An 18047-nucleotide genomic window follows, 5' to 3' on the forward strand; every position below is an offset into this window, starting at 1 on the left:
ACCGTACCATGCAAACTCGTGACGATATTTTCAACACCCTGCGCGATGCCTTGGTGGAACTGTTTGAACTGCCCCCGGAGCGCGTCACCCTCGACGCCAACCTGTATCAAGACCTGGAAATCGACAGCATCGACGCCGTGGACCTGATCGACCACATCAAGCGCCAGACCGGTAAGAAGATCGCCGCCGAAGAATTCAAGGCGGTGCGCACCGTGAACGACGTGGTTGAGGCGGTATACCGTCTGGTCCAGCCCGCCGCATGAGCCGGCTGATCGGCCTTGGCCTGTTGTTGGCGGGGCTGCTGTACCCCTTTGCGGTGTATTACGGCACCGAGCATTTTGCACCGTGGCAATTCGGCCTGTTGCTGGGCAGCCTGTGGCTGTTGCGCGCCCTGACCGCTGGGCGGCGCCCGGGCAGCCGCTGGATGGCGGTGACGGTGATCGTGTTCTGCGTGCTGCTGGCCTGGTTCGATAACCCGCAGTGGCTGCGTTGGTACCCCAGCCTGGTCAGCGCGTTCATGTTGGCGCTGTTCGGCCTGAGCCTGAAATACGGCCCGCCGATGGTCGAGCGCCTGGCACGCATGACTGACCCGCAACTGCCGCCGAAGGCAATCGTGTATACCCGCCAGGTCACCGTGGTGTGGAGTGCATTTTTTCTGTGTAACGGCTTGCTCGCCGCCGCGCTCACGCTGTGGGCGCCGCTGAGCTGGTGGACGTTGTACAACGGCTTGATCGCCTACGGGCTGATGGCGCTGTTGTTTGCCGTGGAATGGCTGGTACGACAAAGGGTTCGAGGCCGCGTATGAATGGGTTGAAACTTGAGCACTTGTTGCTTGAGCCGCTGCAACAGCGCTGGGTCACCACCGAGCCTGACATGAATCACGCCCAGCTGTGGGAAGCATCCCTGCGCCTGGCGGCCGGCTTGCAGGCGCGAGGCATCCAGCGCCTGGCCGTGTACCTGGAAGACGCGGGCGTCCTGGCGATTGCCTTGCTGGGCGCCTGGCGCGCCGGTGCCAGCGTACTGCTGCCGGCCGACCTGCAGCCCCAGACCCGCCATCGCTGGGATCCTGCCGTCGACGCCTGGTTGATCGAAGCCGCTGATCTCGAGGCGCTGTACCAGGCGCCACTGAGCCCTGCGGTTCTCGACCTGGACACCTGCCAACTGAGCCTGTGCACCTCCGGTTCCAGCGGCGAGCCCAAGCGCATCGACAAGTCCCTGCGCCAACTGGCCAATGAAGTCGAGGCGCTGGAAGCCCTGTGGGGGGCGGACCTCAAAGACGCCTGCATCATCGGCAGCGTCGCCACCCAGCACATCTACGGCTTGCTGTTTCGCGTGCTGTGGCCGCTGTGCGCAGGTCGCACCTTTGTGCGCAAGCAACTGGCGTTCCCCGAAGACATGCAGCGCGCCAGCCGCGAGCACCCACAATTTGCCTGGGTCGCCAGCCCGGCGCTGCTCAAACGCATGGGCGACAACCTCGACTGGCCGGCACTGAGCCAGGTTGCGCGGGTGTTTTCCTCCGGTGGCGCGCTGCCCGTTGAAGCCGCCGGCAGTCTGTATGACCGCTTGCAGCAATGGCCGACGGAAATTCTCGGCAGCTCGGAAACCGGCGGCATCGCCTGGCGCCAGGGCGCGCAACCCTGGCAGCCGTTTGCCGACGTGCAACTGAGCCAGGATGCCGACGGCGCGCTGCGCATCGCATCAAAATACCTCCCCGAAGGGCACATCGAACAGACCGCCGACGCTGCACGCATCCATGCCGATGGCCGCTTCGAATTGCTGGGCCGCCTGGACCGTATCGTCAAGCTGGAAGAAAAACGCATCTCCCTGCCGATGCTCGAACAGGCATTGATGACCCATCCCTGGGTCGCCGAAACCCGCTTGGGTGTAGTGCAGGAAAACCGCGCCTCCCTTGGCGCGCTGGTGGTGCTCAGCAGCGATGGCCTGCATGCCCTGCGCAACCAGGGCCGGCGCACGCTCACCCAAACCCTGCGCCAGCACCTGGGCCAACATTGCGAAGCCCTGGCCCTGCCCCGTCGCTGGCGGTTGCTGCGCCAATTGCCGCTCAACAGCCAGGGCAAGCTGCCCCAGGCCGATATCGAAGCACTTCTGCTGGCTCCCCGGCCAAAAGCCCCCGAAGTGCTGGAGCAGGTCGAAGCCGATGGCGAATGGACCGTGCAACTGAGCGTTCCGCCGGACCTGGCCTATTTCAGCGGGCACTTCCCGGTAACGCCCGTGCTGCCGGGCGTGGTGCAAGTGGAATGGGCATTCAACCTGGGCCAGCAACTGCTCGACTTGCCGAGCACCTTCGCCGGTATGGAAGTACTCAAGTTCCAGCAACTGGTGCGCCCGGGCGATCAGATTGAACTGCACCTGCGCTTTGACCGGGAACGCAGCAAGCTTTATTTCACCTACCGCAACGGCGTTGCCGCCTGTTCCAGCGGTCGCATACAGTTGGTGACTGCGAATGCATAACCCCTGCGCCCTGATTCCGGTGTACAACCACGAAACTGCCGTACCCGCCGTGGTCCGCAGCCTGCTGGGCAGCGGCTTGCCGTGCCTGCTGGTCGACGACGGCAGCAGCCCGGCCTGCGCAGCGGTGTTGGCGCAATTGGCCACCCTCGACAACGTCACCCTGTTGACCCTGCCCAGCAACCAGGGCAAGGGCGGCGCAGTGATGGCCGGCTTTCGCGAAGCGGCGCGCCGGGGCTACACCCACGCCCTGCAAGTGGACGCCGACGGCCAGCACGACCTGCGTGAAGTCGAGACCTTTATCGACACCTCGCGCCGGCACCCTGACGCCGTCATCTGCGGCTACCCCGAATACGACGACAGCGTGCCCAAAGGCCGTTTGTATGCGCGTTACCTGACCCACGTATGGGTGTGGATCAACACCCTGTCGTTGCAGATTCGCGACTCGATGTGCGGTTTTCGCGTGTACCCGCTGGCGCCAACCCTGGCCTTGATGGACTCGGCCTACATCGGCACGCACATGGATTTCGACTCGGACATCCTGGTGCGCCTGGCCTGGCGCAACCAACCGATGCGCTGGCTGCCGACCCAGGTGCACTACCCGGCCGACGGCCTGTCGCACTTTCGCTTGTTCCGCGACAACGTTCGCATCAGCGCCATGCACACGCGGCTGTTTTTCGGCATGTTGGTGCGTGCGCCGATGATCCTGTGGCGACGGTGGCAGGCATGAGCGACAGCACCAAGCACTGGGCCGACCGCGAGGAACGCGGCAGCTTCTGGCTGATGAAGCTCACGGCGCTCGCCGCAAAAATCCTGGGTCGTCGCCTGTTGAGCCCTTTGCTCTACAGCATCGTTTTCTACTTCTTTCTGTTTGGCCGCACGGCGCGCCACAGCGCCTGGCAATATCAACAGCGCCTGGCCCAATGGAGTGGGCGCGATGAACTGCTGCCCAGCCACCGGAAAGTCTTCGGCCAGTTCATGGCCTTCGCCGATTCCCTGCTCGACAAGCTCGACGTATGGAACGGCAAGCTGGGCCTGGAACAGATCGAAATCAACGACCCGGCGCAATTGCGCGGGCAACTGCGTAGCGAGCGCGGGCAGATGCTGGTGGGCGCGCACCTGGGCAACCTGGAAGTGTGCCGTGCACTGGCGGAGATCGGTGAACAGGTCACCATGAACGTGTTGGTGCACACCAAGCACGCCGAGCGTTTCAACCGCCTGTTGGGTGAAGCCGGGGCCAGCCATTTGCGCCTGATCCAGGTCAGCGAGCTGGACCCGGCCACCATGCTGCTGCTCAGCCAGCGCCTGGACGACGGCGAATGGCTGGCGATTGCCGGTGACCGCATACCGTTGCACGGTGGGCGCACGGTGCGCGTGGATTTCCTCGGCCACCCGGCTGCGTTCCCCCAAGGCCCGTGGCTGCTGGCCGGGCTGCTCAAATGCCCGGTGAACCTGCTGATGTGCCTCAAACACCAAGGCCGCTATCGCCTGACCATCGAGCCTTTCGCACCGTTGATCGAATGGAAGCGCAGCACCCGCGAGCAGGTGATTGCCGAGTGGACCGCCCGCTACGCCGCACGCCTGGGCCAGTTCTGCCTGCAAGCGCCCCAACAATGGTTCAACTTTTACCCTTTCTGGAAGACCGATGACGACGCATCTTGAGCCGGTAACCTTTGGCGAACGCCCCTTGCGCATCGAAGACGTGCTGGCCCTGGCCAACCGTCAGGCGCCCACGCAATTGCAGGGTGATGCTGCCTATCGTCAGCGCATCGCCAAGGGCGCGCAGTTTCTCGACTCGCTGCTGGACAAGGAAGGCGTGATCTACGGCGTGACCACCGGCTACGGCGACTCCTGCGTGGTGGCGGTGCCGCTGGAACACGTCGAAGCCTTGCCGCGTCACCTGTACACCTTTCACGGTTGCGGCCTGGGCAAGCTGCTCGACGCCCAAGCCACCCGCGGCGTGTTGGCGGCGCGTTTGCAGTCGCTGTGCCATGGCGTGTCGGGCGTACGCGTGGAACTGCTGGAACGCCTGCACGCCTTCCTCGAACACGATGTGCTGCCACTGATCCCGGAAGAAGGCTCGGTGGGCGCCAGCGGTGATCTGACGCCGCTGTCCTACGTGGCAGCGACCTTGTCCGGCGAACGTGAAGTGCTGTTTCGTGGCGAACGCCGCCCGGCGGTCGACGTGCACCGCGAACTGGGCTGGGAGCCTTTGGTGCTGCGCCCCAAGGAAGCCCTGGCCTTGATGAACGGCACCGCCGTGATGACTGGCCTGGCCTGCCTGGCTTTCGCCCGCGCCGACTACCTGCTGCACCTGGCGACGCGCATCACCGCGCTCAATGTGGTGGCGCTGCAAGGCAACCCGGAACACTTCGACGAGCGCCTGTTCGCCGCCAAGCCGCACCCTGGGCAGATGCAAGTGGCCGCGTGGCTGCGCAACGACCTGGCGATTGATGCGCCAACGGCGCCGCTGCATCGCTTGCAGGATCGCTACTCCTTGCGCTGCGCCCCTCATGTCCTCGGCGTGCTGGCCGACAGCCTGAACTGGCTGCGCTCATTTATCGAGATCGAGCTCAACAGCGCCAACGACAACCCAATCATCGACGCCGAAGCAGAACGCGTGCTGCACGGCGGGCACTTCTACGGCGGGCATATCGCCTTCGCCATGGACAGCCTCAAGACCCTGGTGGCCAACGTCGCCGACCTGCTCGACCGCCAGCTCGCGCTGCTGGTGGACGTGCGTTACAACCATGGCCTGCCAAGCAACCTCTCGGGCGCCCCCGCCGACCGCGCGATGATCAATCACGGTTTCAAGGCCGTGCAGATCGGCACCAGCGCCTGGACCGCCGAAGCATTGAAGAACACCATGCCGGCCAGTGTGTTCTCACGCTCCACCGAGTGCCACAACCAGGACAAGGTGAGCATGGGCACCATCGCTGCCCGCGATGCAATCCGCGTACTGGAGCTGACCGAACAAGTAGCCGCCGCCGCCCTGCTCGCCGCCAACCAGGGCGTGTGGCTGCGAGCCCAAGCAGAAGATGCCCGAGCGCTGCCACCGGCACTGGCCGCAATGCACGCAGAATTGGCCATGGACTTCCCGCCAGTCATCGAAGACCGTGCCCTGGAAGGCGAACTGCGCCTGTGCCTGCAACGCATCGCCGCGCAACACTGGAGGCTGCATGCGTAGCCCCGGCGTATTGCACTGCGACACGCAAATCCTCGTGCCGTTTTTCGATATCGACACCATGAACGTGGTGTGGCACGGGCACTACGTGAAGTACCTGGAAGTGGCGCGCTGTGCGCTGCTGGACAAGATCGGCCATAACTACACGGCGATGCTCGAGTCCGGCTACGCCTGGCCGGTGATCGACATGCAGCTACGCTATGTACGTGGCGCGACCTTCGGCCAGACGCTCAATGTGCGTGCCAGCCTGGTGGAGTGGGAGAACCGTTTGAAGGTCAACTACCTGATCACTGACCTGGCGAGCGGCGAGCGCTTGACCCGCGCCAGCACCGTGCAAGTGGCGGTGCAAATCGCCAACCGCGAGATGCAACTTGCCTCGCCCAAGATATTCACCGATGCCGTAGAAAGGGCCCTGAAATGCTGACCCCTGTGGGAGCGGGCTTGCCCGCGATGGTCGTTAACGATAACGCACGACGCCTGACACTACGCAGCGTCCTCAGGTTCTTCGCGGGCAAGCCCGCTCCCACAGGGATTGTGCTTATCCTGCTGTTGGGCGTTCCAGGCTTGGCCCAGGCGTTCGACTTGCAGCAGTTGAGCGATCAGCTTGCAAAACCCTCTGTCATCCACGGCAGCTTCACTCAGGAAAAACACCTGCGCGCCCTGCCCCAGCCGCTGGTCAGCAAAGGCACCTTCGTGCTCGCCAAGGACCACGGCCTGTTATGGCTGCTCAAGACCCCGCTGCAACAGGACTACCGCATCACAGGCCAAGGCATCGCCCGGCGTGACGCCAACGGCTGGCAACCGCTGCCGAACAAGAGCGCCGGGGCCGAACAGAATCGCCTGTTTCTCGCCGTACTCCAGGGCGACAGCAGCGGCTTGCAGCGTGACTTCGAACTGCAACTGCAAGGCCAGCCCCACAACTGGAAGCTCACGCTGACCCCGCGCTCATTGCTGCTCAAGCAAGTGTTCACCCGGATCAATATCGACGGCGGCGAACTGGTGCAAACCATCGAGCTGCTGGAAACCCAGGGCGACAGCACTGTATTGCGTATGCAGGACAGCACGGCCGACCAACCCTTGAGCGATGCGGAGCAACACGACTTTGCCCAGTGAGCGCCTGCTGCCGCGCCTGTTCCTGATCCTGCTGGTGGCCGTGCTGGCCCTGGCCGGCTGGCAGTGGCGCGATGGCGCGCCGTTGTCGGCCAACCTGATGGAACTGGTGCCGGGCAGTACGCCGGACGCCCTGGAACAGCAGGCCGAACAGCGTATGCAAGAACCGCTGAACCGCGAGATGCTGGTACTGGTGGGCCATGCCGACCGCCAGCAAGCACTGGCCGCGGCGCAGCAAATGGGCGAGCGTTGGCAGGCCAGCGGTCTGTTTGAACAGGTGCAATGGAACCTGCAAGCCGACTTGCCGGCGTTGCGCGAGCAACTGCTGCGCGGGCGTTTGTCGATGCTCTCGGCCAACGACCGTGAGCAACTGATCGAACGCCCCGACGCCTTTATCCAGCAACGGGTGCAAGCGCTGTTCGACCCGTTCACCGGCTTCAGCCTGGTGCCGAGCCAGGACGACTGGCTCGGCCTGACCGGGCGTATCCAGAACAGCCAGCCACAACACGGCGCGGTTCAGCTGGACATCGGCAGCGGCGCCTTGATCGCCGAAGCCGACGGCCAAAGCTGGGTGCTGGTGCGGGCACGCACCCACGGCAATGCCTTCGATATGAAATTGCCGTTGCAAGTGGCGGATTTACTCCAGGCCAGCCGCGAGCAGGCTGGTGAGCACGGCGCGCAATTGCTCGCCGCCAGCGGCTTGCTCTACGCGGCCAATGGGCAGCAGCAAGCCACGCGGGAAATCACCTGGGTCGGCGGTGGCGCAACCATCGGCATCCTGTTGTTGCTGTTGCTGGCTTTCCGACGCTGGAGGGTGTTGCTGGCATTTGTGCCGGTGCTGGTGGGCATGCTGTTTGGCGCAGTCGCTTGTGTGGCACTGTTTGGGCATATGCATGTGATGACCCTGGTGATGGGCTCCAGCCTGATCGGCGTGGCGGTGGATTACCCACTGCACTACCTGTCCAAAAGCTGGAGCCTGCAACCCTGGCGCAGTTGGCCGGCGTTGCGCCTGACCCTGCCGGGGCTGAGCCTGAGCCTGGCCACCAGTTGCATCGGCTACCTGGCGCTGGCCTGGACGCCGTTCCCGGCGCTGACGCAAATCGCGGTGTTCTCCGCCGCCGGGCTGGTGGGGGCTTATTTGTGTGCGGTGTGCCTGCTGCCTGCGCTGCTCAAGGGTGTGGAGCTGCGCCCGGCGCAATGGCCGCTGCGTGTCGCCCAGGCCCTATGGCAACTGCGTACTGCCTTGATCAAGCGCGTGCCCGGTTCAGTGCTGCTGGTGGCGGTGCTGGTGTTCTGCGCCGCCGGCCTGTGGCAGCTCAACAGCAAGAACGATATTCGCCAGTGGATCGGCGCGCCGCCGCAATTGCTCCAGGAGGCCCAGGCCGTAGCGCGCATCACCGGGTTCCAGCCCACCAGCCAGTTTTTCCTGGTGCGCGCAGATAATCAGCAACAGTTGCTGGAACGCCAAGCCGCCCTGGGCAAACGCCTGGATCAGTTGGTGAACATGGACAAGCTCCAGGGCTACCTGGCGCTCAGTCAACTGGTGAACCTGCCCGAGGAGCAGCAACAACTGCGCGATGCGCTGAACACTCTGGCGCAACACTGGCAACCGCTGCTGGACCTCGGCGTGCCCGTCAGTGCCCTGCAGGCTGAAGTCGCGCAGTTGCAGGCGCTGCCCACTCAAGACATTGACGCAGCGCTGCAAGGCCCGCTGGCCGAACCCTGGCGCACGCTCTGGCTCGGCCCGGTCGACGGCGGCGTGGCGGCCATGGTCAGCTTGCAAGGCTTGAACAACCCGGCGTTGCTGCGGGTGCAGGCGCTGGATTTGCCCGGCGTGCAACTAGTCGATCGCCTGGGCGACTTGAACCGCGTGTTTGCCGACACGCAAATCAGCGCAGCCGAATTGAAGTTGCTGTCGTGCGTGCTGATCGTGCTGTTGCTGATTGCGCCCTTCGGTTTTGGCGGCGCCTTGCGTATCGTCGCCCTGCCCCTGCTGGCCGCGCTGTGCAGCCTGGCCAGCCTCGGCTGGCTGGGCCAGCCGCTGACCTTGTTCAGCCTGTTTGGCCTGTTGCTGGTCACGGCCATCAGCGTTGACTACGCGATCTTGATGCGCGAGCAGATCGGCGGCCCGGCCGTCAGCCTCTTGGGAACACTGCTGGCGGCGTTGACAACCTGGTTGTCGTTCGGCCTGCTGGCGGTGTCGAGCACACCGGCCGTGAGTAATTTCGGTTTATCGGTCAGCCTGGGCCTGGCATTCAGCTTTATGCTGGCGCCCTGGGCAGCCCAGCAGAAACACACCTTATGAATGCGATTATCGCCCATGCGGCAAGGAGCCCTCGTGCCCACAGTTGAAATGGAACGTCGCCAGGTGGTGGTGATCGGTGCCGGGCCATCCGGTGCCATTGCGGCCGCGCTGCTAAAGCGCAAAGGGCATGATGTATTGATCATCGAACGCGAGCATTTCCCGCGTTTTTCGATTGGCGAAAGCCTGCTGTCGCACTGCATCGACTTCATCGAAGAAGCCGGGATGCTCGACGCTGTGCAAGCGGCGGGCTTCCTGGTAAAAACCGGCGCCGCGTTCGCCTGGGGCGAGCGCTACAGTGCGTTTGACTTTGGCGACACCTTCAGCAACGGCAAGCCCACCACCTTCCAGGTGCAGCGCGGCGAGTTCGACAAGTTGCTGGCCGATCAGGCGGCGCTGCAAGGTGTGGAAATCCGCTATGGCCAAAGCATTGTCGGTGTGGATTTCTCCGGCGAGTGCCGCTACCTGCATGTGCGCCGACAGAACGGCAGCGAGTACCACATCAAAGCCAAGTTCGTGCTCGACGCCAGCGGCTATGGCCGCGTACTGCCGCGCCTGCTGGACCTTGAGGCGCCCTCGAACTTCCCGCTGCGCCAGGCCGTGTTCACTCACATCGAAGACCGCATCGAACACCCAGGCTTTGATCGCAGCAAAATTCTGGTCACCACCCACCCGACCCAGCGCGACATCTGGTTCTGGACCATCCCGTTCAGCAACGGCCGTTGCTCGGTGGGCGTGGTCGCGGCCAAAGAGCATTTCGATGGCCGCGACAGCGACCTTGATGCCTGCCTGCGCAGCTTTGTCGATGAAACGCCAAGCCTGGCCGCCGTGCTGCAAAACGCCGTCTGGGACACCCCGGCACGCAGCATCGGCGGCTATTCGGCCAACGTCAAAAGCCTGCACGGCCCAGGCTTTGCGCTACTGGGCAATGCGGCGGAATTTCTCGACCCGGTGTTCTCGTCCGGCGTGACCATCGCCATGCGGTCGGCCAGCATGGCCGCCGCTGTGCTGCACCGTCAGCTCAACGGCGAGACCGTGGACTGGCAAAGCGAATTCGCCGAACCCTTGAAGCGCGGTGTCGATACCTTCCGCTGCTACGTCGAAGGCTGGTATGCCGGTACGTTCCAGGATGTGATTTTCCATCCTGGCAGCTCGCCGGAGATTCGCCGCATGATCAGTTCGATCCTGGCCGGTTACGCCTGGGATGAGCGCAACCCGTTTGTCAGCGAGCCTAAACGGCGATTGCGGATGTTGTCGGATATTTGTGCGAGTGAAGCGGTATGAGCAGTCCTGCCGTTGAAAAAAACTACCTGAGCAAAAATTATGTCGAGGAAACCAGGTTCGGCTTCTGGTTCCTGCGCAGCCACACCTGGCAGCATCACGTATTGCGCGTGGCGATCAACGACCTGCGCAGCCTGTTCAGCGAGCCGCTGCCGGTGGCCCCGGTGTTGCTGGACGCCGGTTGTGGTCAGGGTAAGTCCTTCCGGTTGCTGCAGCAGGTGTTTGCGCCTTCACGCCTGATCGGCCTGGATGCCGACCCCCACAGTCTGGAGCTGAGCCGTGAAGAGGCCGCGCGCCAGGGCCTGGCTGTCGAGCTGATCGGCAGTGACTGCGCCACCCTCGATGTACCGGACGCCAGCGTCGATATCGTGTTTTGCCACCAGACCTTTCACCATTTGGTCGAGCAACATCGCGCGCTCAAGGAGTTCTACCGGGTACTCAAACCGGGCGGCTATCTGCTGTTTGCCGAATCCACCGAAGCCTATATCGACACCTGGGTGATTCGCTGGTTGTTCCGCCACCCGATGCATGTGCAAAAAAGCGCCGAAGAGTACTTGGAGATGCTGCGCGAGCAAGGCTTTGAATTCGACTCGCAGAATGTCTCGTACCCCTACCTGTGGTGGAGCCGCTCCAGCGACTTCGGCCTGCTGGAGCGCTGGGGCCTGCGCAAGGCGCCGCCGGTGGGCCAGCGCGAGGAAACCCTGGTCAACTGCGTAGCGCGCAAACCTTTGGAGAACGCCGCCTCATGATGCGCCTGCTGTTAATGGGTTGCCTGTTGCTGCTCAGTGCCTGCGCCAGCCAGGCACCGCTGCCGGAAAAAATCCCGGCCCTGGCCTTGCCGATGCAACTGCATGTGCAGCGCCTGGCGGACGGGCAGCGCCAGGACTGGCTGCTGGTGATCCAGCGCGAAGGCCACGCGATTCGCTGGTCGATGATGGACCCCTTGGGCATTCCCCTGGCCCGGCAAAAACTGCTCGATGGGCAGTGGCAGGCCGACGGCTTGCTGCCACCCAATCCCCAGGCGCGGGAGCTGTTTGCCGCGCTGCTGTTTGCCCTGACCCAGGCCGGTGATGTGCCGGCGCTGTATCCGCACGCCCAGGCCATGGACCTGACGCGCACGCTGCCGGGCCATTGGCAAATCATCTATCAGTCTTCCGAGGTGTTCAGCGTGAACATGGCCGGCCAGCCGTTGAGTTATCGCATCACCCCGCTGGGTATCAGCCGATGACCGCTTACCTCAATGCCCTCGGTGTGATCTGCGCCCTTGGCCGAGGCCAGGCCGAAGTCAGCCGCAACCTGTTTGCCGGTGACTGCTCAGGCATGCGCGTCGAAAGCGGCTGGGTGCCGGAGCGCGTGGTGCCGGTGGCTGCCGTCCAGGGCGAACTGGTGCCTTTGCCGGTGGAACTGGCTCAACAAAGCAGTCGCAATAACCAGTTGTTGCTGGAAGCGGCGTTGCAGATTGAAGATGAGATCCGTCAGGCCATTCAAACCTATGGCCCAGGGCGAGTCGGCGTGGTGCTTGGCACCAGCACCTCGGGCATCGACGAAGCCAGCCGTGGCATTGCCCATTACCTGCGCGACAAGCAGTTCCCTGCCGACTACGACTACCAGCAACAGGAACTCAGCGCCCCGGCAAACTTCCTCGCCGACTGGCTGCAAGTGAGCGGCCCGGCCTATGTGATTTCCACCGCGTGCACCTCCAGCGCCCGTGCCTTGATGAGCGCCCAGCGCCTGCTGAACCTGGGGGTATGCGATGCGGTAATCTGTGGCGGCGTGGACAGCCTGTGCAAGCTGACCCTGAACGGATTTACCTCGCTGGAAGCGGTATCCAGCGAGCGCTGCAACCCGTTCTCGGTGAACCGCAACGGCATCAATATCGGTGAGGCGGCGGTACTGTTCCTGATGAGCCGCGAGCCGGCACCGATCGCCTTGCTGGGCAGCGGTGCCAGTTGCGACGCTCACCATATCTCCGCGCCGGAACCCAGCGGCAAGGGCGCGTTGCAAGCGATGCGCAAGGCCCTGGCCAACGCAAAGCTGGCTCCCGAGCAGATCGGCTACCTGAACCTGCACGGCACCGCCACTCAACACAACGACGCCATGGAAAGCCTGGCGGTCGCCAGCCTGTTCCCCGGCGGTGTGGCCTGTTCGTCGACCAAGCCCATGACCGGCCACACCCTTGGCGCCGCCGGAGCGCTGGAAGCGGCGTTCTGCTGGCTGAGCCTGGCTCACGGCCAGCTGCCGCCTCACGTGTGGGATGGCCACGCTGACCCGGCGCTGCCGCCCTTGCAATGGACGCACAGCGGGGACACCTTGAAAAAAACCTGCCTGATGAGCAACTCGTTTGCCTTCGGCGGTAATAACGTCAGCCTGATAATCGCAGAGGCCCCATGATCGATTGGCCACTTGCCGAGCTGCTACCCCACGCGGGCGACATGATCCTGATCGACCAGGTGCTGTCGTTCGATGATGAGCAGATCCGCACCCGCGTCACCGTCAAGCCCGACGGCCTGTTCAACCGCCCTGACGGTAGCCTGCCGGCCTGGGTCGGCCTGGAATTGATGGCGCAAAGCGTCGCCGCTTATGCCGGCTGCCATGCACGCCAGCAAGGCCGCGCGGTGGAACTGGGCTTCCTGTTGGGTACACGCAAGTTCGAGTGCAATGTCGAGTACTTCCCGGCAGGCGCCGAGCTGAATATCCACGGCCTGCGCTCCCTGGAAGACGACAACGGCATGGGTGTGTTCGAATGCCACCTCACCGGTAAGGGTATCCAGGCCAGTGCGCGCCTGAACGTATTTCGACCGCCCCAGGCGGCCAACTATTTAGATGAATCGAAGGACCCAACGTCATGACTGAATCCGTACTGGTCACCGGCTCAAGCCGTGGCATCGGCCGCGCCATTGCCCTGCGCCTGGCCCAGGCCGGCCATGACATCGTGCTGCATTGCCGCAGTGGCCGCGCCGAAGCCGACACCGTGCAGGTCGAGATCGAGGCCCTGGGTCGCAAGGCGCGGGTGCTGCAATTCGACGTGTCCGACCGCGCCAGTTGCAAGGCCATCCTTGAAGCCGACGTGGAGCAACATGGCGCCTACTACGGCGTGGTGCTCAATGCCGGCCTGACCCGCGACGGCGCCTTCCCTGCCCTGTCGGAAGACGACTGGGACGTGGTGATGCGCACCAATCTCGATGGTTTCTACAACGTGCTGCACCCAGTGATGATGCCGATGATTCGACGTCGCGCCGCCGGGCGTGTCGTGTGCATCACCTCGGTGTCCGGGTTGATCGGCAACCGCGGCCAGGTCAACTACAGTGCTTCAAAAGCCGGCCTGATCGGCGCAGCCAAGGCGCTGGCGATCGAACTGGGCAAACGCAAGATCACCGTCAACTGCGTGGCGCCGGGGTTGATCGACACGGCGATGCTGGATGAAAACGTCCCCGTCGAAGAGCTGATGAAAATGATCCCCGCGCAACGCATGGGCACCCCGGAAGAAGTCGCCGGCGCGGTGAATTTCCTGATGTCGGCCGAAGCGGGCTATATCACACGCCAGGTGCTGGCCGTGAACGGAGGCTTGTGCTGATGAAGCGCGTCGTCGTCACCGGCATGGCCGGCATGACCTCCCTGGGCAGCGATTGGGACACCATCGCCGCCAACTTTCGCGCCAACCGCAGCGGTATCCGGCGCATGGATGAATGGGACCGCTTTACCGAATTGAACACGCGCCTGGCCGGGCCGATTGATGATTTTGTGGTGCCTGCGCACTGGACCCGCAAGCAATTGCGCAGCATGGGGCGCGTCTCGCGCCTGGCGGTGTGGGCAGCGGAGCAGGCACTGCAGGATGCCGGCTTGCTCGGTGACCCGTCGATCAAGGACGGGCGCATGGGCGTGGCCTGTGGCTCGTCCACCGGCAGCACCGATGAGATCAAGGCGTTCGGCAATATGCTGCTCAATTCCGTGGCCGAGGGGCTAAACGCCAACTCCTATGTGCGGATGATGCCGCACACCACCGCGGCGAATATCAGCATTTTCTTTGGCCTCACCGGGCGCTTGATCCCCACGTCCAGCGCCTGCACCAGCGGTAGCCAGGGCATCGGCTATGCCTACGAGGCAATCAAGTTCGGGCGCCTGCCATTGATGCTCGCCGGCGGAGCCGAAGAACTGTGCCCCACCGAAGCCATGGTGTTCGATGCACTCTACGCCACCAGCCTGAAAAACGATGCGCCGCAAACCAGTCCGCGCCCCTACGACAGCGGCCGTGATGGCCTGGTGATTGGTGAAGGCGCCGGCATCCTGGTACTGGAAGAGTTGGAACACGCGTTGGCGCGGGGCGCGCATATTCACGCTGAGCTGGTTGGCTTTGGCAGCAATGCCGACGGCCAGCACACCACCCGCCCGGAACAGAAAACCATGCGCCGTGCCATGGAACTGGCACTGGAAGACGCTGGGCTTGCACCTTCTGCCATCGGCTATGTGAACGGCCACGGCACCGCCACCGACCAAGGTGACATCGCCGAAACCCTGGCCACCAGCAGCCTGTTCGGCAGCCGTATGCCGATCAGCTCGCAGAAGAGTTTCCTCGGCCACACCCTGGGTGCCTGCGGCGCGCTGGAGTCGTGGTTCAGCATCGAGATGATGAACCGCGACCACTACGTGCACACCTTCAACCTGGATTCGGTCGACCCGCAATGCGGCGAGCTCGATTACCTGCAAGGGGGCTTTCGCCAGATGCACAACGACTACGTGATGAACAACAATTTTGCCTTCGGCGGCGTCAACACCTCGCTGATCTTCCGCCGCTGGGCCTGACTTTTTAATCGATTGGAGAAAACGGAATGTCTTCCCTGCTACGCGCTACCCTGATCACCCTGGCCCTGTTGACCACTGCCGGCTGCACCAGCAAACCAGTGCTCAACACCCAGCACGAACTGCCGGCCACGACCCAGGTCAGCGAAGAAAAAATGAAACAGGTGATCGTCGCCGCCCTGCAAAAACGTGAGTGGACGGTACAACGCCTGAGCCCGCAGCTGGTGCAGGCCGAGATCACCGTGCGCGGCCAGTTCTATGCAGCAATCGATATCCGCTACACCCGCAACAGCTACGCCATCACCTACCGCGACAGCCGCGACCTGGGCTACAAGGACGGCAAGATCCATCGCAACTACAACCGCTGGGTGAGCATGCTGGACCGGGATATTCTGGCGGGGATACGCTCGGCCGGGATGCAGTAAGGCCAAATGTGGGAGGGGGCTTGCTCCCGATAGCAGTGTGTCAGTCTCAGTCTCTCTAACTGAACCACCGCTATCGGGAGCAAGCCCCCTCCCACATGAGATATGCCATGTTCTCAAGGGCGTTATTCAGATGCCCTGTGCGTCAACAACTCCACAAACCCCTTAGCCATCGGTGTTTGCACGCCCTTGCGCTGCACCAGCCACACCGCCGTCATCGCCTCCGGGTCGAGCAGTGTGCGGTAGACCACGCCATCAATGCGGATACGCTGGTAAGACGCCGGCAACACCGACACGCCCAACCCCGCCGCCACCAGGCCGATGATGGTCATCGCCTCCCCCGCTTCCTGGGCAAAATGCGGGCTGAACCCGGCGTCGCGGGCCAGGTTGAGCAGTTGGGCATACAGGCCGCTGCCGTAGGTGCGTGGGAAAAATACAAAGGGTTCCTGCGCCAACTGCGCCAGGTGCAGGCCGCGCTCGCTGCCTTCCACCAACGGATGGCCGGCGCTCAATACGGCAACCAGGGGCTCGCGCATCAACTCGACCACGCTCAGCGAATCAGGCAACGGCAAAGGCCGCATCAGCCCGACCTGGATCGACTCATCCACCAATGACTCGGCCACCTCCGTGCTGCTCATCTCCTGCAGATTGAGGTGCACTGCCGGGAAAGCCTGGCGAAACGCAAAGATCGCCTGGGGAATACTGGAATTGAACGGCGCGGAAGATGTGAAGCCGATCTTCAACTCCCCGAGCTCTCCTAATTGCGCTCTGCGCGCCACGTCTGCCGCCTTGTCGACCTGGGCCAACACCAGCCGCGCCTCTTGCAGGAACAGCCGCCCTGCCTCGCTCAGCTCGACCCGACGATTGGTACGCTCAAATAACCGCGCCCCCACCTCTTGCTCCAGTGCCTGGATCTGCTGGCTCAAGGGCGGTTGCGATATGCCCAGCACCTGCGCGGCGCGGCCAAAGTGCAGTTCTTCAGCGACGGCGATGAAGTACCGCAGGTGACGTAATTCCATGCACACCTCATTAGGTCGTAGAACCTATCAAACAGGTCGAACAATATATTGGAAAGAATCATTAGCCAGCTATATTCTTTTTCGTATTGTCAGTCCTGGCAGACTTTCCTCCCCGAGGTCCCCCGTGAATCCTGCTGTTGCTCCACTTGCCCAACACACCCCGCCCTCAGCCCTTGATGACGTGGTGGCGCAGCTCAATGACGAGTACATCGAAAAAGGCACGCCGATGTTCATGCGCACGGTGTTGGCGCTATTTTCCGGCGGGTTTGCCACCTTTGCCCTGTTGTATTGCGTACAGCCGATGATGCCGGCGCTGTCCCACGAGTTTTCCATCAATGCGGCGCAAAGCAGCCTGATTCTATCGGTGGCGACCGCGATGCTTGCCTGCGGCCTGCTGGTCACCGGGCCAATTTCCGACAGGCTGGGGCGCAAGCCGGTGATGGTCGCCGCGTTGTTCTGTGCGGCGCTGGCCACCATCGCCAGCGGTCTGATGCCGACCTGGGAGGGGATTCTGCTGATGCGTGCGCTGGTGGGCCTGTCCCTGAGCGGCCTGGCTGCCGTGGCGATGACCTACCTCAGCGAAGAGATTCATCCCCAGCACATAGGCCTGGCCATGGGCCTGTACATCGGCGGCAATGCGATTGGCGGCATGAGCGGGCGCCTGATCATCGGCGTGTTGATCGACTTCGTCAGCTGGCACACCGCAATGTTGATCATCGGCGCCCTGGCCCTGATCGCGGCCACTGTGTTCTGGAAGATCCTCCCACCATCGCGCAACTTCCGCGCCAGCAGCCTCAAGCCGCGCAGCCTGGTGGATGGCTTCGTCATGCATTTCAAGGATGCGGGCTTGCCGTGGCTGTTCCTGGAAGCCTTCCTGCTGATGGGCGCGTTCGTGACGATGTTCAACTACATCGGTTATCGCCTGCTGGCCTCACCCTATGAGCTGAGCCAGGCCGTGGTCGGCCTGCTGTCGCTGGTGTACCTCTCGGGCATCTACAGCTCGGCCAAGATCGGCTCTCTGGCCGACCGCCTTGGCCGCCGTCGGGTGCTGTGGGCCACCATCGTGCTGATGCTCGCCGGCATGGCCCTGACGCTGTTCACCCCGCTGTGGCTGGTGGTGCCGGGCATGTTGATCTTCACTTTCGGCTTCTTCGGCGCCCACTCGGTGGCCAGCAGCTGGATCGGCCGCCGGGCGGTGAAAGCCAAGGGGCAGGCGTCTTCGCTTTACCTGTTCTGCTATTACGTGGGATCGAGTATTGCCGGGACGGCAGGCGGGTTCTTCTGGCATTTTGCCGGGTGGAACGGGATTGGCGGATTCATTATCGCGCTACTGATCGGCGCGTTGCTGGTGGCGTTGAAGCTGGCGAAGTTGCCGCCGTTGGGGCAGGTCTGAAGGTTTCCGGCTTTTAATGTGGGAGGGGGCTTGCTCCCGATAGCGCTGGTTCAGTCAATAAATCTGTTGA

The 18047-nt window shown here is 63.2% G+C and carries 19 protein-coding genes; 18 read left to right on the top strand and 1 reads right to left on the bottom strand.

What is annotated here, in order from left to right:
• Positions 1 to 8: 8 nt before the first annotated feature.
• From E4O97_RS20340 to E4O97_RS20420, 17 genes are read left to right on the top strand one after another with little or no spacing between them, the layout of a single operon-like run.
• Entirely contained in the window at positions 9 to 263 is a 255-nt protein-coding gene (locus tag E4O97_RS20340; protein ID WP_003187949.1) for an acyl carrier protein, read from the top strand.
• A complete protein-coding gene (locus E4O97_RS20345; RefSeq protein ID WP_078820107.1) occupies positions 260 to 805 on the top strand; it encodes a hypothetical protein in 546 nt (181 codons plus the stop codon). The genes E4O97_RS20340 and E4O97_RS20345 overlap by 4 nt, the downstream gene beginning before the upstream one ends.
• Positions 802 to 2472 carry an acyl-CoA synthetase family protein gene (locus tag E4O97_RS20350; protein WP_248162049.1) on the top strand — a complete coding sequence of 557 codons (1671 nt, stop codon included), beginning with the start codon at positions 802 to 804 and terminating at the stop codon, positions 2470 to 2472. The genes E4O97_RS20345 and E4O97_RS20350 overlap by 4 nt, the downstream gene beginning before the upstream one ends.
• A complete protein-coding gene (locus E4O97_RS20355; protein WP_122732447.1) occupies positions 2465 to 3199 on the top strand; it encodes a glycosyltransferase family 2 protein in 735 nt (244 codons plus the stop codon). Before E4O97_RS20350 ends, E4O97_RS20355 begins: the two co-directional genes overlap by 8 nt.
• Entirely contained in the window at positions 3196 to 4131 is a 936-nt protein-coding gene (locus tag E4O97_RS20360; protein WP_248162050.1) for a glycosyl transferase, read from the top strand. The genes E4O97_RS20355 and E4O97_RS20360 overlap by 4 nt, the downstream gene beginning before the upstream one ends.
• Positions 4115 to 5656 carry an aromatic amino acid ammonia-lyase gene (locus tag E4O97_RS20365; protein WP_248133482.1) on the top strand — a complete coding sequence of 514 codons (1542 nt, stop codon included), beginning with the start codon at positions 4115 to 4117 and terminating at the stop codon, positions 5654 to 5656. The genes E4O97_RS20360 and E4O97_RS20365 overlap by 17 nt, the downstream gene beginning before the upstream one ends.
• Entirely contained in the window at positions 5649 to 6077 is a 429-nt protein-coding gene (locus tag E4O97_RS20370) for an acyl-CoA thioesterase (RefSeq protein ID WP_032878289.1), read from the top strand. Before E4O97_RS20365 ends, E4O97_RS20370 begins: the two co-directional genes overlap by 8 nt.
• A complete protein-coding gene (locus tag E4O97_RS20375; protein WP_032878290.1) occupies positions 6071 to 6766 on the top strand; it encodes an outer membrane lipoprotein carrier protein LolA in 696 nt (231 codons plus the stop codon). Before E4O97_RS20370 ends, E4O97_RS20375 begins: the two co-directional genes overlap by 7 nt.
• Positions 6738 to 9068, top strand: a complete 2331-nt coding sequence (locus E4O97_RS20380) for an MMPL family transporter (RefSeq protein ID WP_248162051.1) — start codon at positions 6738 to 6740, stop codon at positions 9066 to 9068. Before E4O97_RS20375 ends, E4O97_RS20380 begins: the two co-directional genes overlap by 29 nt.
• A gap of 33 nt (positions 9069 to 9101) precedes the next feature.
• On the top strand, positions 9102 to 10349 hold the full coding sequence (locus E4O97_RS20385) for an NAD(P)/FAD-dependent oxidoreductase (RefSeq protein WP_248162053.1): 1248 nt from the start codon (positions 9102 to 9104) through the stop codon (positions 10347 to 10349).
• A complete protein-coding gene (locus E4O97_RS20390) occupies positions 10346 to 11095 on the top strand; it encodes a class I SAM-dependent methyltransferase (RefSeq protein WP_078820101.1) in 750 nt (249 codons plus the stop codon). The genes E4O97_RS20385 and E4O97_RS20390 overlap by 4 nt, the downstream gene beginning before the upstream one ends.
• Positions 11092 to 11574, top strand: coding sequence for a hypothetical protein (locus E4O97_RS20395; protein ID WP_148852982.1), 483 nt, complete (start codon positions 11092 to 11094; stop codon positions 11572 to 11574). Before E4O97_RS20390 ends, E4O97_RS20395 begins: the two co-directional genes overlap by 4 nt.
• Positions 11571 to 12737 (top strand): beta-ketoacyl-[acyl-carrier-protein] synthase family protein, encoded by a 1167-nt coding sequence (locus E4O97_RS20400; RefSeq protein WP_248162054.1) that lies wholly within the window; start codon positions 11571 to 11573, stop codon positions 12735 to 12737. Before E4O97_RS20395 ends, E4O97_RS20400 begins: the two co-directional genes overlap by 4 nt.
• Complete coding sequence (locus tag E4O97_RS20405) at positions 12734 to 13195, top strand: hotdog family protein (protein WP_078820098.1); 462 nt, start codon at positions 12734 to 12736, stop codon at positions 13193 to 13195. The genes E4O97_RS20400 and E4O97_RS20405 overlap by 4 nt, the downstream gene beginning before the upstream one ends.
• The gene (fabG, locus tag E4O97_RS20410) at positions 13192 to 13920 is read left to right on the top strand and encodes a 3-oxoacyl-ACP reductase FabG (RefSeq protein ID WP_216090631.1); all 729 of its coding nucleotides are present in this window, start codon (positions 13192 to 13194) and stop codon (positions 13918 to 13920) included. Before E4O97_RS20405 ends, fabG begins: the two co-directional genes overlap by 4 nt.
• Complete coding sequence (locus E4O97_RS20415; RefSeq protein WP_032878298.1) at positions 13920 to 15146, top strand: beta-ketoacyl-ACP synthase; 1227 nt, start codon at positions 13920 to 13922, stop codon at positions 15144 to 15146. Before fabG ends, E4O97_RS20415 begins: the two co-directional genes overlap by 1 nt.
• 26 nt (positions 15147 to 15172) lie before the next feature.
• Positions 15173 to 15568 carry a hypothetical protein gene (locus E4O97_RS20420; protein ID WP_078820097.1) on the top strand — a complete coding sequence of 132 codons (396 nt, stop codon included), beginning with the start codon at positions 15173 to 15175 and terminating at the stop codon, positions 15566 to 15568.
• Between the two features lie 122 nt (positions 15569 to 15690).
• Here E4O97_RS20420 and E4O97_RS20425 read toward each other — a convergent pair whose 3' ends face one another.
• A complete protein-coding gene (locus E4O97_RS20425) occupies positions 15691 to 16584 on the bottom strand; it encodes a LysR family transcriptional regulator (RefSeq protein WP_216090630.1) in 894 nt (297 codons plus the stop codon).
• A 124-nt stretch (positions 16585 to 16708) separates the two neighbouring features.
• Here E4O97_RS20425 and E4O97_RS20430 point away from each other — a divergent pair, with 124 nt between their 5' ends.
• Entirely contained in the window at positions 16709 to 17977 is a 1269-nt protein-coding gene (locus E4O97_RS20430) for an MFS transporter (RefSeq protein ID WP_216090629.1), read from the top strand.
• The last annotated feature ends 70 nt before the right edge of the window (positions 17978 to 18047 follow it).

The organism is Pseudomonas sp. W15Feb34, assembly GCF_023127765.1.
In the GTDB taxonomy this organism is placed as follows: domain Bacteria; phylum Pseudomonadota; class Gammaproteobacteria; order Pseudomonadales; family Pseudomonadaceae; genus Aquipseudomonas; species Aquipseudomonas synxantha_A.